This is a genomic window from Mucilaginibacter ginsenosidivorax (assembly GCF_007971525.1).
GTDB lineage: Bacteria > Bacteroidota > Bacteroidia > Sphingobacteriales > Sphingobacteriaceae > Mucilaginibacter > Mucilaginibacter ginsenosidivorax.
This window is the reverse complement of the sequence record NZ_CP042437.1, coordinates 815958-832334: the sequence shown is the minus strand read 5'-3', so window position 1 is coordinate 832334 and position 16377 is coordinate 815958. Positions and strand designations below refer to the sequence as shown.

The 16377-nt window shown below is 43.7% G+C and carries 15 protein-coding genes; 8 read left to right on the top strand and 7 right to left on the bottom strand.

All coding sequences use genetic code 11. From position 1 onward, the window contains the following. Positions 1-21 precede the first annotated feature (21 nt). Positions 22-3588, bottom strand: coding sequence for a sensor histidine kinase (locus tag FSB76_RS03475; protein ID WP_147052208.1), 3567 nt, complete (start codon positions 3586-3588; stop codon positions 22-24). Positions 3589-3733: 145 nt separating this feature from the next. On the opposite strand from FSB76_RS03475, the gene FSB76_RS03470 reads away from it, so the two are divergent. Further along, entirely contained in the window at positions 3734-4903 is a 1170-nt protein-coding gene (locus tag FSB76_RS03470; RefSeq protein WP_147052207.1) for a DUF2911 domain-containing protein, read from the top strand. A gap of 251 nt (positions 4904-5154) precedes the next feature. On the opposite strand, the gene FSB76_RS03465 is transcribed toward FSB76_RS03470, so the two are convergent. Beyond that, positions 5155-5790, bottom strand: a complete 636-nt coding sequence (locus tag FSB76_RS03465; protein WP_147052206.1) for an SMI1/KNR4 family protein — start codon at positions 5788-5790, stop codon at positions 5155-5157. A gap of 207 nt (positions 5791-5997) precedes the next feature. On the opposite strand from FSB76_RS03465, the gene FSB76_RS03460 reads away from it, so the two are divergent. The 4 genes from FSB76_RS03460 (at position 5998) to FSB76_RS03445 (ending at position 9852) form a co-directional block, all read left to right on the top strand. Further along, positions 5998-6642 (top strand): hypothetical protein, encoded by a 645-nt coding sequence (locus tag FSB76_RS03460; protein ID WP_147052205.1) that lies wholly within the window; start codon positions 5998-6000, stop codon positions 6640-6642. A gap of 196 nt (positions 6643-6838) precedes the next feature. Next, positions 6839-7858, top strand: coding sequence for an LLM class flavin-dependent oxidoreductase (locus FSB76_RS03455; protein ID WP_147052204.1), 1020 nt, complete (start codon positions 6839-6841; stop codon positions 7856-7858). Positions 7859-7998: 140 nt separating this feature from the next. Beyond that, positions 7999-8985, top strand: a complete 987-nt coding sequence (locus tag FSB76_RS03450; RefSeq protein WP_147052203.1) for an amidohydrolase family protein — start codon at positions 7999-8001, stop codon at positions 8983-8985. Between the two features lie 15 nt (positions 8986-9000). Further along, positions 9001-9852 (top strand): helix-turn-helix domain-containing protein, encoded by an 852-nt coding sequence (locus tag FSB76_RS03445; protein WP_147052202.1) that lies wholly within the window; start codon positions 9001-9003, stop codon positions 9850-9852. Between the two features lie 178 nt (positions 9853-10030). Here FSB76_RS03445 and FSB76_RS03440 read toward each other — a convergent pair whose 3' ends face one another. Together FSB76_RS03440 and FSB76_RS03435 are read right to left on the bottom strand one after the other, a co-directional pair. After that, complete coding sequence (locus FSB76_RS03440; RefSeq protein ID WP_147052201.1) at positions 10031-10429, bottom strand: protease inhibitor I42 family protein; 399 nt, start codon at positions 10427-10429, stop codon at positions 10031-10033. 259 nt (positions 10430-10688) lie between these two features. Continuing rightward, positions 10689-11609, bottom strand: a complete 921-nt coding sequence (locus FSB76_RS03435; RefSeq protein WP_317131366.1) for a helix-turn-helix domain-containing protein — start codon at positions 11607-11609, stop codon at positions 10689-10691. Positions 11610-11746: 137 nt separating this feature from the next. On the opposite strand from FSB76_RS03435, the gene FSB76_RS03430 reads away from it, so the two are divergent. The 3 genes from FSB76_RS03430 to FSB76_RS03420 all read left to right on the top strand — a co-directional run bounded on the left by FSB76_RS03430 (position 11747) and on the right by FSB76_RS03420 (position 13513). Further along, entirely contained in the window at positions 11747-12505 is a 759-nt protein-coding gene (locus FSB76_RS03430; RefSeq protein WP_147052200.1) for a glucose 1-dehydrogenase, read from the top strand. A 131-nt stretch (positions 12506-12636) separates the two neighbouring features. Next, the gene (locus tag FSB76_RS03425; protein ID WP_192910123.1) at positions 12637-13050 is read left to right on the top strand and encodes a putative quinol monooxygenase; all 414 of its coding nucleotides are present in this window, start codon (positions 12637-12639) and stop codon (positions 13048-13050) included. 52 nt (positions 13051-13102) lie between these two features. Continuing rightward, positions 13103-13513 (top strand): cupin domain-containing protein, encoded by a 411-nt coding sequence (locus FSB76_RS03420; RefSeq protein WP_147052199.1) that lies wholly within the window; start codon positions 13103-13105, stop codon positions 13511-13513. A gap of 137 nt (positions 13514-13650) precedes the next feature. Here FSB76_RS03420 and FSB76_RS03415 read toward each other — a convergent pair whose 3' ends face one another. The 3 genes from FSB76_RS03415 to FSB76_RS03405 all read right to left on the bottom strand — a co-directional run bounded on the left by FSB76_RS03415 (position 13651) and on the right by FSB76_RS03405 (position 16230). Continuing rightward, positions 13651-14454, bottom strand: a complete 804-nt coding sequence (locus FSB76_RS03415) for a helix-turn-helix domain-containing protein (protein ID WP_147052198.1) — start codon at positions 14452-14454, stop codon at positions 13651-13653. Positions 14455-14620: 166 nt separating this feature from the next. Further along, a complete protein-coding gene (locus FSB76_RS03410) occupies positions 14621-15592 on the bottom strand; it encodes an aldo/keto reductase (protein ID WP_147052197.1) in 972 nt (323 codons plus the stop codon). Between the two features lie 188 nt (positions 15593-15780). Then, positions 15781-16230 (bottom strand): hypothetical protein, encoded by a 450-nt coding sequence (locus FSB76_RS03405; protein WP_147052196.1) that lies wholly within the window; start codon positions 16228-16230, stop codon positions 15781-15783. Positions 16231-16377: the final 147 nt, after the last annotated feature.

The following is a 16377-nucleotide window of genomic DNA, read 5'->3' as shown; positions in this document are numbered from 1 at the left end:
TTTAGCTATTTCATTCGCCGCTTAAAGGTTGGTCGCGGGCAGCGCAATTATAAATTCCGTAAATTCCCCTTCCTGCGTTTGTATATCAATTTTACCACCATGCCCTTTTACAACGATATCATAACTTAATGATAAGCCCAGGCCGGTACCTTCGCCTGTTGGCTTTGTAGTAAAAAACGGCTGCATAATTTTGCCCTTCACCTGCTCGGGGATGCCTATACCATTATCTTTTACGATGATAACAACAGCACCATTTTTTTTCATGGTAATTAACTCGAGTGTTGGCTTATAATTTGCGTCTGCCTTCTTTTGCTTTTGCTGCAGCGCGTAAAAAGCATTGTTGATGATGTTAAGCAGCACGCGTCCGATATCCTGCGGAATAATGGTTATTTTAGGCAGATTTTTATCAAAATCGGTTACCAGGGTTGCGTTAAATGATTTATCCTTGGCGCGCAAACCATGGTATGCTAAACGCAGGTATTCATCAGCAAGGGCATTAATATCTGTAAGCTGTTTATCGCCCGAGTTATTACGCGAGTGTTGCAGCATGTTTTTTACAATAGCATCAGCACGCTTGCCATGATGTAGTATTTTTTGCAGGTTTTGTTCAATATCACTGGCAAGCTCTGCAGCATCATCTGTATTTCCGGCTGCAAGTTCCTCTCTCATTTCGGCCGATAGTTCAATGCTTACCTCGCTGAAATTATTTACAAAGTTGAGCGGGTTTTGAATTTCATGGGCTATTCCGGCAGTAAGTTCGCCCAGTGAAGCAAGCTTTTCCGACTGGATAAGCTGCTGCTGGGTGGTTTTTAACTCGGTCACGGTATCGGCCAGCTGATCGCGCTGGGCTATTATCTCTTCGCTCTGTTCGCCTAATGCCTTGTTGGCCTGGCTCAATTCGTGGGTTCGTTCATTTATTTTTTCTTCCAGTAAGCGGTTCTCTTCTTTTAAATGCTTTTGGCGATAGTTGATATAACTATAACCTGCAAGCACCAACACCACACTATAAAGCCCCCAGGCCCACCAGGTTGACCACCACGGCGGCGAAATAACAATCCCGATACTGTCGCCCGTATTATTCCATACGCCATCGCTATTAGCGGCTTTTACATGAAAGGTATAACTGCCGGCGGGCAAATTGGTGTAAGTAACGCTGCGTTGGGTGCCGGCATAAATCCATTGCTTATCATAACCATCCAGCTTGTAAGCATAGGTGTTTTTAGTTGGATCATCGTACTGCAGGGCCACATAGTTAAACTGTACCCTGTTTTCGTTATAAGCCAGCTTAATTGTTTTACGCCCGTAACACACCACCTGGGTTGCCATTTTTTCGTCGGCAAGCGGATCGTTATAAGTAATGCTTTCCAGGTGTACCATTGGCGGGTAGGGGCTATCGTCCAAATCGTTCGGATTAAAAACCGCATAGCCATTACGCAGCATGAAACCAAAACGGCCGCCCGGTAGCCTGGTTAAAATAGATAAGCCCCTGCTTGCATCGTTATTGGCCAGTACATTGCTGATATCAAAGTTTCTGATGCTCCAATTTTTGGGGTCGATGCGCGAAAGGCCTCTTTCTGATAACATCCAGATACGGCCTTTATCATCTTCATTTATACCCACTTCGGAGTTAAATAACAATCCCGAGCTTTCATCAAAATGCTTTGTCCAGGTACCTTTATCCCTGTCAAATACAAAAAGGCCTGTTAAATAAGTAGCAACCCAAAGCCGCCCGGCTTTATCTTCAAAAATATCATCCACACAATAAATCTTCCGGTTGCCGGCATTAAAATACGAGGTGAATTTTTGAGTTTTACGGTCAAATCTGTTTAACCCGCCATTATTGGTACCCACCCACAATACACCTTTGCTATCCTCAAATATCGAGAGCACATGGTCGTCATCAAGCTTGCCATCGTTGTTACCCATTGCGTACGACTGACTTTTGCGGTGCGGGTAATGCTTAAATTTTTTTGTTTTAGGATCAAACGAACTTATACCACCATTATAGCTGTTACCTATCCATATAAGCCCGGTATGATCCTGGTAAGTGGCCGTTATTTGGTTATCGGCCAGGGAGTTTGTATCGGCGGGATTATGCCCATACGTTTCGTGTTTGCCTGTTTTGGTATCAATAATCGTTAAACCGTTGGTCGAGCCGGCATATAACAAGCCGTCCTTGCCGGCTTTGGCCATATGATTAAAGCTGCCGCCGGCATCGGGCGAATAAAGCTTTATAAACTCATCTTTTTTGTGGTCCCATTTATAAATACCATGCTCGCCGGTTGCCCAGCTAAACTCATTAGTTCCCGGCGATACACTTAAATTTTCGGGATATTGGTTTGGCCTGGCGGGGTCATATTTATATACTTTGAAAGCGCTCCTGGCATAGTTAAGCCTGTCGGCCCCTGCCGATCTGAAACCAACCCATAATACACCTGTATGATCAACCAGTGCCGATACCGAGTAATTGGAAGCCAACGCACCGGGGTTGGTACTGCTGGCCGCATATCTTTTAAACTGTTTTGTGTTAGTGTCAAAATATAGCATGCCAACCTGCGACGAGATCCAGAAATTACCGTTCCTGGTTTCATAAAAAGACACAAGGTTATTTGCGCTTTGTGTTTTTGTGTCGTCGCCCGGTACATAACTGCTAAACTTGCCGGTTTTTCTGTCAAGCTTAATTAAGCCCTGCTCGGTAGCAATCCATAGCTGCTGTTGCTTATCTTCTTTAATGGCGTTTATATAGGCATTTGGCAGGCTATCCGGCAGTTTAGACGGTACATATTCTTTCAGGGAGTTATTGCGCATATCAAAACGCGACAGGCGTAAATCAATGTTATGCCCATGAAAGGTATTCATCCACAAAATTCCGGGCTGCGACGGCGCCTCGTAAATGGGGTTGGCACCGCGTTGCTTTGCGGTATCCGTTTGTGTCATGAAGCCTTTTAATGGCTTATTGGGGCCATTATACCGGTAAAAACCATTAGTGGTAGCAAACCAAACATCTCCCGACGCAGTTTTCAGGATCTGCGAAGAATAGTAGGCATTTAAATAATGTATTCCCTTTTCCTTATCACCAAAAAACTCAAATTTGTTTTCTTTAACAGCATATTTAACCACCATCGACCGGCCATCGTATGTAAACGCGCGGCCCCAGATGTTATCATGATCGTCGGCGACAGCAATTACCAGGTTGAAAATGGATTTATCTGGTGGTAAAACAAACTGTTCAAAAGTATCTGAATACCTGTTATACCTGAACAGGCCGTTATTAATAGCCGTTGCCCAGATGGTGTTATTTTTATCAATAACCATACTTTCGATATTGGTTACCGGGTCTTTATTTAGCTTGGCCGATCCGAGGTAATAAATTTTCGAGCGGTAACCATCATAACGTACCAGCCCGTTTTGTGTGCCAATCCAAATATAGCCCAGGTTATCTTCCAATATCACCCTGGCTTGTCCTTCGGGCAAACCTTTTTTTACATCAAAATGGTCGAAATAGATATCGGGCTTTTGGGCATAAAGCGTTGTAGCCGCATGGAGCGTAAAAAAAATCAGGATAAATTTTAGGTAGCTGTTTTTCATGCAATCAAAGAATCGTTCTTTTTAAAGGCCCGGTTGCTGTAGTATGCTGCTATAAAAATAATGAAGTTTTAATTGCCGGCCGGTTTATTAGGGCACAAATTATAATTAAAATTCTATATTAACATTAATTTCGACCAAACAATTTATGCGTATAAAAATATTTTTCGGGGGCCTATTGCTTCATCTGTGCATTTTAGCAAGTGCACAGCAGCCACACCGGTTTAAAGGAAGTTTAACTTATACCCTGGGTCCGGATACCACCGCAACGGGCAATTTTGACCTAAACGGAAACGAGTTTGCACTGACGATAGTTTCCATGAGCCCGGGTGTGAATGTAAGTAAACTAAAAGGAATTTTTTTTTCCGATGGCCAGCTCATGCGACTGCAGGGATTTAATTATGACCCGGCAAAGGGCCAGGATTCATTGATATACGCGTACACTTTAACTTACGCCAGGGATACTACTTTTATTGAAACAAAAAGCCCAACCCGGAGCAGCATACGTAAATATCCTGTCAAAATTATGGAAACCAATGCATTCGGCGGCGATGTGCTTGTTTTTATGCCCGCGTTGCTGGCCCATTTTGCGCCCAAAAAGATAGGCGACAGTGTGTTGAGCAGTCATATTGCGTTTAACAGTGCCAGGAAGTTTATGATCAAGAAAACGGACAGCCAAAAACTGCAGCTGGGCAGTGCTGTAATGGGCATGTTTACTATACTTTTGGATAAAAATGGCGGTATACAAGCGGTAGATGGCATTGGCACGTCGTTTAATATTAAAGGTAAGGCGGGTGCGTATTTAAATATTGATTCTGTAATAGCTGCAAACGTTAACCATCAGCGCCAGCATTCGCGGCTGGCTATTATCAACAAGCTCGATTCGGTAAAAGCAACTATTAACGGGGTCGATATTAAAATTGAATATTCCCGTCCGTCGGTACGGGGCAGGGTAATTTTTGGCGAAGTTGTGCCATGGAACCGCATTTGGCGAACAGGGGCGGATGCCGCTACAAAAATTTATTTAAACAAGCCACTTTACTTCAGCGGGAAAGAACTCCCCACCGGTGCCTACTCCATATTTACCATTCCTACTCCAACCGGTTTTACGTTGATATTTAACAAGCAAGCCAACATTTGGGGAACAGAGCATAACGCAGATTATGATTTTTTAAAGATCCCGATGCAAATGCAAACCTTAAATCGGCCAGCAGAGTTGTTGACATTTGAAATAGTTACTGCCGGTGCTAACGGCGGGGTTATAAGTTTTAGCTGGGATAAGCTGAAGGCTTCGGCGGGTTTTACAACACAGGCTTAGTTTAATATATTATAGAAAAGCCCTTGGGGTAACTGGTGTGCCGCTGGCTCATGCTTTGTTCAATATGATTTATTACGGGGTGTAGTGTAAAGTACAAGTGAGCCATCGCTCAACCCATAGCTGTATAAAAACTATTGAAGATATCCTATAGTCTGGAGACTACAAGCATAGTGGTTCGAAGTCAGAGACTTCGAACAGCTGCGGACTTCGAACAGCGGCGTTTTTCCATTAATTGTATTGCTGGGCTAATCCTATCCTTTATCAAGCCAAAACTTAACCTTTGGTTGCGATAGCGTTAGCTTTTGATAATCTTTTGAGTTTATTTCATGCTTAAAAACGTCTTTTATGAGTAGTTGGCTGACGTTATCTGCCCAATAAATGATATCATTACCCCACATCGAGAGTATGGGATTTTCAGGCACATCTATCATTATAAACCGATGTGCAAAAACCGGGAATATCCTGCTTATACCTGATTTTATAATTTCATTGTGGCTAATTTTGTTTCTATTGTATATCCACTCAATCATCTCTGCAATTAAATCCAAATCATCAGGAAAAGAGTAAAATTTGGACTCGAATGCTGGTTTATCGCCCGAAATATCAATGCCTGGCCTATCGAGCCCATTCATCACTTTATAGAAATTTTTTAGCGGAACAGGAAATGAAAAGCCCATGATACTTTCAAACTTTATCAGGTCGCTATCACTTAAGCCTTCTTTCCATTTTGAACCCGGCTGTATTTGATATCCATAAATCTCTTTTTCAAGGGTTACCGTTTGCCAATAAGACTCGCTTGCACGTTTAAACTCTTCGAAGAATGATAGGCTATCGTCCGCCGGCGGGAGTTTTATCGAACCAGGTTTGTTAATTTTCTTAAACAACATGGCTTAAATATCGGTTGTTTTAGCCCAATTTTAAACGATATTTCTTTTCTATCCTTTTAAGACTCCGAAAAGGTACGCCGACAAAAACTGCCACAAGGTTTTCAGCACCTTCATAAAACCCTTTTCCTATCCTGCAAAAAGGTGTTTTTAACCCTGTTGGGTAAAATTACAACACGCTACTTTGCAGCAACTTAAAAACTTCAGATTATGACGATGCCAACAATTAAATTATTGCCGGATCCACCGGCCCCCAACGGAATTAACGACTTTCCGCTTCCGCCGCCCGCGAAGGTAATTATGAAAATACCCTTGCCTGATCAAACCATCGTTATAATGGCAGGCTCGTCGATGGGCTTAACGTTTAGTATAGAAAAGCGGCTTACCAATCAGCAATTAGAATTCAAGCAACAATGGGTACGAGTAAACAGTTGCACCATTACGCCCGATACACCTTTTTCGCAGGAAGACTCTGTAAGCATTGGCGTAGCGTTAAGTGTTGGCGCCCGCGAGGAATTTTCGAGCTCGCTTGGTTTAAAGGTGGGCTCGTTTATGGATATAGGCGCAAAACTAACCCTGGAGCTTTCGGCGGAAGTGACACTTGCCGAGGTGGTTACTAAAAAGAAGACCTTCAACGCCAAAACGCAGGTGCCACAGGCATCGTATATGTGGTGGCAGCTCAAAAGTACCTACACAGTTACCGGACATCGTGTGATGGCTTCAATACTGAATGGCAATGAGAAGATTGGGGAAGATACCGACTTTAAAAATCCGCTGGTATGCGACGAGGATGTTAGCATGAGCACCCAATTTCCTGCTTCGGTAAAAGCAGAATTTACGGTTTTCGACATCTGACATACCCCCGTACGGTAAAATATCGCAAAGGGTTAGGCGGTAAACGATAAAGCCTTTGATTGAAAGATCAAAGGCTTTTATCGTTAAAAATTTATGTCATAAATCAGACACTTAAAATTATTGCTAATTTGGTTAAAAACGATTTACTTACGACCTTTGAATTAAATGTTGTAACATTTAATTCAGGAATGATATCATGGAAATAGGAATAGATAGCTTCGCTTCGGCGATGTACGGTAGTAATGAGTTGAACAGCGTTGACGCGATGGAGCAATTGCTTGATCGTATTGCATTTGCCGATGAGGTGGGGCTGGATGTTTTTGGCATAGGCGAACATCATAAAAAAGAGTTCCTGGATTCGGCCACAGCGGTTATCCTGGCTGCTGCCGCCGCGCGTACCAAACGTATTAAACTTACAAGCGCGGTTACCGTATTAAGCGCTGCCGACCCGGTACGCGTGTACCAGAGCTTTGCCACGCTTGATCTGATATCTAAAGGCCGGGCAGAAATGGTGGTTGGCCGCGGCTCATCTATTGAAGCCTATCCTTTGTTTGGTTTCAGCCTGAACGACTATGACGCGTTATTTAAGGAGAAACTGGATTTGCTGCTTAAAGTGAGGGATAATGAATTTGTAACCTGGTCGGGCAGGTTCCGTGCGCCATTAGCCGATTTGCCGGTGTATCCAAGGGCCTTACAGCCAAAGCTGCCGGTATGGTTGGGCGTGGGTGGTACGCCCGAGTCGTTTGCACGTGCGGGCACCTTGGGGCTGCCTTTGATGGTTGCCGTTATTGGTGGCGAAACGCACAGGTTCAGGCCCCTGGTTGATCATTACCGCGAGGCCGGCCGCAGGGCAGGTTTCAGCCCGGAGCAATTGAAAGTAGGCCTGCATTCGCCAGGTTATGTGGCCGCCACTAATGAACAAGCCATTGCCGATTATTACCCTGGCTATGTGGAACTTTGGACTAAACTGGGTAAAGAACGCGGATGGCCGCCTGTAACCAAAGCACAATTTGACAGCGTGTCGGCACCAAAAGGCGTATTGGTGTTGGGCGGCCCCGAACAGGTGGCCGAAAAACTGCGGCGCCATAGCGAAGCATTGGGCGGGGTAGATAGATTTACCTTCCAGATGGATAATGCAGGGTTAACGCATGCGCAGTTAATGAGTTCTATTGAATTGATTGGTAAAAAGGTTATTCCGCTGGTTAACGGTAATTAGCTGAATTGTGATATAACCGGCATTGGCAAAACAATGCCGGATTGTGATTATCCCTGAATAGTCCTGTCACTGCCATCAATGGTCCATTGTGGTTTATACGTAGGGTGTGTTTCTTTGTAACATTTATTTAGTAATTTGATATGCGGATAGTTACACTTGAAGAACATATTTCGTTACCGGAAATGGCCGGTAAAATCCCCAAACAAGCATTGGGTGGTTTCGGTAAATCAGAAGTTATGCAACGGTTTGCCCCAAAATTGGCCGATATAACCGGCGAACGTTTAAAATCCATGGATGCCAATGGTATAACGATGCAGGTACTCTCTGTTGATAGTTCGGGCGCTAATTTGCTGAGTGCCACAGAAGGCCCGGCTTTTGCAAAGCAATACAATGAGTTGATTGCAGCAAGGATTGCTGGTTTCGGGAACAGATTTACAGCTTTTGCCCATCTACCTACAACGGCCCCAGCTGCCGCGGCCGATGAATTAGAACACGCTGTAAAAGAATATCATTTTCGCGGCGCCATGATAAGGGGGCTTACACAGGATAAATTTTTAGATCAGCCGGAATTTGCACCGATATTTGAACGTGCCGAAAGGCTGGACGTTCCAATTTATCTTCACCCCGGCCTGCCGCCAAAAGGTGTTGCCGATATCTATTATAGCGGATTACCCAATTATTCGGGCATAGCCGAAGCTTTAGCTTGTTACGGCTGGGGATGGCACTCAGAAACGGCACTACATGTTTTACGCCTGCTTTTTGCCGGTATTTTTGATAAATATCCTAAGCTAAAATTAATTATTGGCCATATGGGCGAAATGCTGCCGATGATAATGGCAAGGGCCGAGCGGGCATTTAAACCCGGGGCAGGGGGCGCTAACCAACGAACGCTGACCGATACTTTTCGGGACCAGGTTTATATTACAACCAGCGGTTTTTTTACACAGCCGCCATTGAAAATAGCTTTAGATACTTTTGGTATCAATAATATTATGTTTTCTGTAGACTATCCGTTTAGCACGAACGAACAGGGGATTGAATTTTTAAATGCGATTGAGCTTCCTGACGAGCAGAAAGCAAAGATTGCTCACGGGAATGCAGACAAGTTGCTGAACTTGAAGATATAAAGGTATTTTTGTTTAATGAAAAGCATACCGGTAGACCAGTTACAAAATAAGACAAGCGCGGGCCTGCAGATCAAAGTTTTCGGGCCCGGAGATAGGCAGCAATACGAAAGAGAAATAGCTCACCGGGACGACCATTATATTTTTTTTGTGCTTACCAACGGCTCCGGACAACTAATGGTTGATTTACAGGATATTGTTGTTGTTGCAGGGCAGCTTTACTATATATTGCCATCGCAGGTTCATTACCGTATAAAAACTGATGGCGCTGAAGGGTGGTTCCTGGCAGTAGATACCTCAATAATTGCACCGGATTTGAAGGCAGTTTTTGAGAATGTTTTAAATGTACAGCTCCCGCTTACCCTAAAGGATTATGAATTAAAGCAATATTCAAAATTGTTGACTTTACTACATGAAGAGTTTATTGCGCGGCAGCATGATGAGTATTACCGGCTTGTTATTCATGCCCTGGCCCAGTCGTTTTTGGCTATGGCCGCCAGTAGCTATCAATCTGTAGATATTATAGGGAGTAAACATACCCGACCCGTTGAACTGGTGCGTCAATTTAAGATTTTGCTTGGCGCACATAGCCATATTGTTAAAAGTCCTTCCGCATATGCTTCAAGGCTTAATGTATCAACAGGCTATTTAAACGAGGCAGTTAAAAAGGTTACCGGTTCAACAGTAAGCTACTGGATACAGCAGGAAATATTCAGCGAAGCAAAACGCCTGTTATTTTACAGCGACGCCGATGTAAAGGAAATAGCCCATAAATTGGGTTATTCAGACTATGCCTATTTTATTCGTCTTTTTCGAAAGGCAGCCGGGGTGTCCCCATTAAAATTCAGGATGCTTAACAGCAAAGCTTAAGCGATGCGGCGTTTTTGGGGGTATACAAACCAAACTATGTCATCTATTATCAAAAATAAACTCCCGGCAATTACAAGTTATAGCCGTTGAAAGCTGGGCACCTGTAACAGCCCATAAATCATTCAAAACTGCACAGGATGGTACATTTGTGCAGCACCTGTGGCAGGTTTGATAGTTTTTATTTTACGACGATTTGGTTAGAGAACATTGATATAATCTCGGTATTGCCGCGGTGGGCGGTTACTTCGAGTGTAGTTGTACCGCTTCCTTTTGCGGTAAAGGTCCAGATGTCTTTGCCAAAATCGCCAATCATGCCGGCGTGTACACCTACATTTTCCTTGTGGCTCACCAATGTTAATACCGAGCTGTTGTACTTGGGATCGTTAAACTGGTAGCCACCATCGCCGGGATTGCCTAAGGTTAAAGAAATGGTTTGGCCCATACTAACCGTGGCTGTGCTGCCCGAATCAGTTGAGGTTAGTTGCTTAATGGCGCTATCTCCGGTGTTTTTATCTTTATGGCAACTCATTATGGCCAGGCAAGCTATGATACATGTACATTTATAAATTAACTTCATGATAAGTTTAGTTTATTGATTTATCAAAATCAGGCATTTATTATATATAACGCAGCAGGGTTGCCAAACGCTACAGTTATAAATAATTTCAAGCCCGCTGCCGGAGTTATCCCCATACCTAATCCCGCGACCGTAAGCAGTAATCGCATCGCCCGTAAACGGGTGCAATTTAATATCCTGGCAGATTAATATATTGTAGGTTAGCTCTTCAAGAGGTAAGGAGAATGGAATAGCCGCGGTGTTTTGTGTATGTGCCTGATTAATTGAGTGATCTGTACTCATTTGGCGAGTAACCTGTATTTTTCTTAAATGTGCGTGTAAAATGTTGGGGGTATTTGAAACCGAGTTCATAGGCTATTTCGCTGATTGACTTGCTGGTATCTAAAATACGTTCCTTAGCCAGGTTCATTACCTTCAGCTGAATATATTCTATGGCTGTTTTTCCGGTTTCCTTTTTTACCATATCGCCGAAGTAGTTAGGCGAAAGGTGCAGCTGTGTGGCACAATAAGTAACTGCAGGCAGGCCAATGGTTTGTGGCTTATCTGAATGGAAATACTCTTTAAGCAGGTTTTCGAATTTTTCGATATTGCTGCGGTTTACATTGTTGCGCGTAATAAATTGCCTGTCATAAAACCGCACGCAATAATTAAGAAATAATTCGATGTTTGCCGCAATTAGTGTTTTGCTGTGCTTGTCCGTTCCCTGTTCCAGCTCATACCTTATCTTCGAGAAACAGTCTAAAACAATCTTTCGTTCTTTTTCTGATAAATGCAGCGCTTCTTTTGATTCATAAGCAAAAAAGCTGTAGTCATGAATATGCCGGCCAAGCGGCGTACCCGATAGCAGGTCGGGGTGAAAAAGGAGCGCAAAGCCCTGCGGTTTATAATCCTGGTCAATGCTAACATTAATGACCTGGCCTGGCGCAACAAATACCAGTGTACGGTCCTGGTAATCATAAGTAGCACGGCCATATTTGATATCGCCACAACGTACATCTTTCAGATAAACCGCGTAGAAACCGAAACTCATTTTTGATGCATATACCTCAGGTGCCGTACCTTCAAAATTAATTATGCTTACCAACGGATGCAGGTTTTCCTGGTGGTAAAATGCATCGTGCCCGCTCACATTATCTATCCTCAATATCTTTTCCATCATTTTTACTGTTAACTGATTCAAATTTAGTAGTTATTATCCTGCAGATTACACGCTGAAAAGATAACCTGTAAAAATGGTAAGCTAACCTGTAATCTGTATAAGCATAATCTACCCCAACAGCCCCACCTTTGTAGATATCAAATGTTAAATATCAGGTTATGAAAACAATGGAAGGGAAAGTGGCACTGGTTACCGGCGCAGCGTCAGGTTTAGGATTAGCAACTGCTAAGACATTTGCCGAGGCCGGCGCCGCGGTAGCGTTGGCCGATTGGGATGAAAAGGCAGTTAACGTAGCCGCAACGCAACTGGCTGCGGCGGGCTATAAAACCCTGGCCATAAAATGTGATGTATCTGACGAAAAACAGGTACAAGACATGGTTGGTAAAACCGTTTTGGCCTTTGGCGGCCTTGATTACGCTTTTAATAATGCCGGCGTGCAGAACAAACTGGCAGAAGCTGCAGACCAAACCCGCGAGGATTTTGATAGGGTTAACGGCATAAACTACCGGGGTGTTTGGAGTTGCATGAAATACGAACTACAACAAATGCGTAAACAGGGAAGCGGCGCCATAGTGAATTGTGCTTCAATAGGGGGCATCCGTGCGGGTGCTCAACGCGGTGTTTATCACGGTGCAAAGCACGGCGTTATCGGGTTAACCATAAGCGCAGCCGTTGAGTACGCCGGCCGGGGTATCCGTATTAACAGTATTAGCCCGGGGCTTTTTCAAACCGCAATGTCAGACCAGATGATTGCCGCAGGGCAAAAAGAAGCGCTTGACGCTATGTTGGCCATGGTGCCTATTGGTCGTTTAGGCCGCGCAGAGGAGATTGCAAGCACTGTACTGTTTCTTTGCAGTGATGCGGCAAGCATGGTAGTGGGGCACAACCTGGTAGTAGATGGCGGGTTCACCATCTGATAATTTAACCAAACTGGCAGCAGGATAAGATATCAGTTGAAAAAAACGGTTAAATAAACTTCATGTTAGGTACAACCTGGTAACTTAGCCAGCCTGGCTGAATAAGGTACCGGCTGAAAGAATTATATTATATGAAAACAAGGTATTCAATTTTTGTATTAGTTATTTTAAGTATCATGCTCAACTTAGGTTTAAATTCGGCCGTTGCGCAGCAGGGCGAAAGAAAAGTAAGGATTGCCAGGATTGAAATTTACCCCGCCTACTTAGATGAATATAAGGCGGCGCTTGCGGAGCATGCAAAAACCGCGGTAAAGGTTGAACCTGGTGTGCTTGCTTTGCAGGCGGTATATGATAAGGCGAACCCCACTAAGGTTACCGTTTTTGAAGTATACGCTAATGAGGCGGCTTACCAGGCCCATTTACAAACGGTTCATTTTTTGAAATATAAAAGCGGGACATTAAAAATGGTAAAATCGCTGGAGCTGGTTGAAGTTGCACCTATTGCAATGGAGATAAAGCCCGCTTTAATAGAAAATAAAGATTAGCAATAATTGGTGAAGCACCTGTGTTAATCAAATAAAATAAACGAATACAGAAATGGAAGAGCGAGACAAAAACAATACCGCACCCGAGGGATTTGGCCCGGTTGCTGCCCAATATTTTACAGGCACTGCATGGCTAAAAATGCGGGTTGTTCCGGATGCAATCACCAACTGCGCAATTGGCGAGGTGATATTTGAACCCGGATGTAGGAATAACTGGCATACGCACCCAAGTAACCAAATACTTATTGTAACCCAGGGCGTGGGTTATTACCAGGAAGACGGTTCTGCTATCCGTGAAATTGGTGTGGGGGATGTTGTAAACGTTTTGCCGGGTACTAAACACTGGCACGGGGCAACACCAAACGGCAGATTTGCACATTATGCAGTGGGTATTAATACCGAAAAGGGAGTTGTAGATTGGCTTGAACCCGTTACAGACGAACAATATTACAGCTTCAAATAATTGCTCATGCTATATGGACGATATGCCGCATGCAGTTTAAAAACACCATCCCCGGGACTTAAATGCAAAGTTGTTAACCGCAAATATATTTTGCATCGGCGTTGAAAATTTATTCTCCGATGTAATGTGTACAGCTGCTATCCCGTAGGCGCCTTGCCAAACTTTTTCTTAAAGGAATGCGAGAAGTGCGAGAGGCTTTCAAAACCCAGGTCGAGGTAGATGGCGGATGGCCTTTTGTTTTTTGTTTCGATGAGGTGGCGGGCTTCCGTCAGCCTTTTTTCCTGTAGCCAATGCCGGGGCGCCATGCCAAAAGTTTTCTGGAAATCGCGCTTGAACCCGGCGAGACTTCGCCCGGTGAGTTGCGCAAATTTTTCGACAGGGAGGTTAAAATGAAAATTGCTGAGCATGAATTTTTGCAGGTCGATCTTATAGGGTTCAGAGAAATCGAACAGAAAGTTCCTGAGCTCGGGCATAATATGCAGCAGCAGCTTTACACCCTCATTTACTTTTAAAATACCCAACTCAGTAGTCAGTTTTTCTGCCGGATTCCGTACATAGGGTATTACAGACTGAAAATAGCCTTGCAGAAAATCGTTTGCCGGGATAAGAATGTTGGCCGGGCCGGTATATTTATGCTGTATCTCTATCTGCTCTTCCAGCGCTATCTTACGGAGTAATTCTTCCTGCAGCGAAATTACAATCGTTTCATAATCTTCATCGGGCAGCGGGGTTTTGGTTATCTGGCCCAGCTGATTTTTGCCTATCAGTAACATTTCCCCACGCTTCATCGAAATTTTTTGGCCAGCAGTTTCCAAAGTAAATTGCCCCGATACCTGCAATACCAGGGTGTTGTGCGACAGAAATCCTACGCGATGCTTTTGCCTGGTAGAGAGATAGGAATAAAAGAGAACTCCTGGTATTATTTCGGTTGGATTTATCATTACATAAAGATATAAAACAGGCGGGGCTTATGGCAAACCGTAGTAAGCAAAAAAGTAATATCGAACACTGAATGTCGAATGTCCGACACCGAAGTTTTTTCTTCGTTATTCGATATTCGACATTCAGTGTTTGATATTTCAATAGTTCCTTTATGAGCAGCCCACGTTATCGTTGCAGGTATGTGCCGCCAAGTATTGCACCCGGCGAAAATTGGGTATTAAGGGTATCCATCTCAGCCGGCGTAAATTCAATCTCCATGGCTTGCATGTTCTCTGGCAGGCGGGTTCTTCGGCTCATGCTTACCAGGGGCATGATGTGATCGCCTTGGGCATTAACCCAGGCTATGGCCAATTGGGTGGGGGTGGTGCCTTTTTCCCTTGCCATTGTTTTTAATACTTCCACTTTCTCCAGGTTTTTTACAAGATTATCCCCCTGGAAACGCGAGAAATGATTGTGGTAATCATTGGCGGCAAGCGGTGCCTTCATTTCGCCGGTAAGTAAGCCTTCGGCGGTGTTGGCAAAGGCTACTATGCCAATGCCCAGTTCTTTGGCTGTAGGCAGCAAGTCGGTTTCTATCTGTCGGTCGGCCAATGAATAACCTATTTCCAGCGCCGTTACCGGGTGTACACTATTGGCCTTACGCAACTGATCGGCAGTTATTTCGGAAACACCAAGGTAGCGTACCTTGCCTTCTTTTATCATGTCGGCAATGGTGCCTATCACATCTTCCACCGGAACGCTGTTGTCAAGCCTGCAGGGCTGGTATAGGTCGATGGTATCTATCCCCAAACGCACCAGCGAATAGTTGATGAAGTTTTTGATGGCTGTAGGGCGCAAATCTAACCCTATCCATTGGCCGTTATAGAAGATAGCGCCAAATTTAACACTGATGAAGGCATCGTCCCTTCGGCCTTTTATGGCTTTGCCTACCAGCAGCTCGTTATGGCCGCTGCCATAAAAATCACCGGTGTTCAGGAAATTAATCCCGTTATCTAATGCCGCCTGAATGGTTGCAATACTTTCACTTTCGTCATTAACCGGTCCGCCCCAAACTGACGACATGCGCATGCAGCCTAAGCCGAGTTTAGAAACAAGCGGCCCATTGTTGCCGAGGTTTATTTTTGTTATGTTTTTCATAGCTGATATTTTATCTTTTAACAATACAAATATCAGCCTAATATCCTAATGCCTATGTCTTTTACGGCTCAATTTACTTGTCTGTATGGCTCAAGCTTGCAGGGACTGTGTAATGTGCTTTAGCCTCAAAATAGCGCCCCAATAGTGGTTGGTATCGTTGGCGGGGTGGCTTATAATTACAAAAGCCTTCAGTAAACGCCGTTATAAAAACTCTTTTTAAACCTTACCTGCATAATAGCATGCATCAACAGTTGAATGCCGATATAAAAAAAGCCAAACATCCACCAGCGGCCCATCTGTACTGTTTTAGGCGAAAATAAACCGGTAATTAAATTCGCTGCGAAAAATAAAGGGACTGCACATACAAACCAATAAACAATTCTTATCAAATACAGCGATATGATGTTTTTTGGTAAGGAGAATTTTACGCCGTTAATAAATAATAACTCCAGCCAATGGCCGCCAAAAACAATACAAAACACTACCGACCAAATCATTTCAAACAGCACAAGTTTGCTTTTTCCGCCTGATGGAAATACGTGCACCCAATATAAAATGGCAGCAATTATAGTTGTAGTAATAATGGTGCGGATAACTGTGTGAATAAATGACTCCGTATTTTTTTCTGGATTTTCCATCTGTTAAGCTTAGATTTGGTTTATAGCGGCTTGATAAATCTGTTAACGCAATTTAAGCTATTTAACCTTTTTTAGTCTGCCTAAATAAACGAAAGTTTTTTAAAAAATATAAAGCTTGTAAGCTGGTGTTTTTTACCGGTTTAAAAT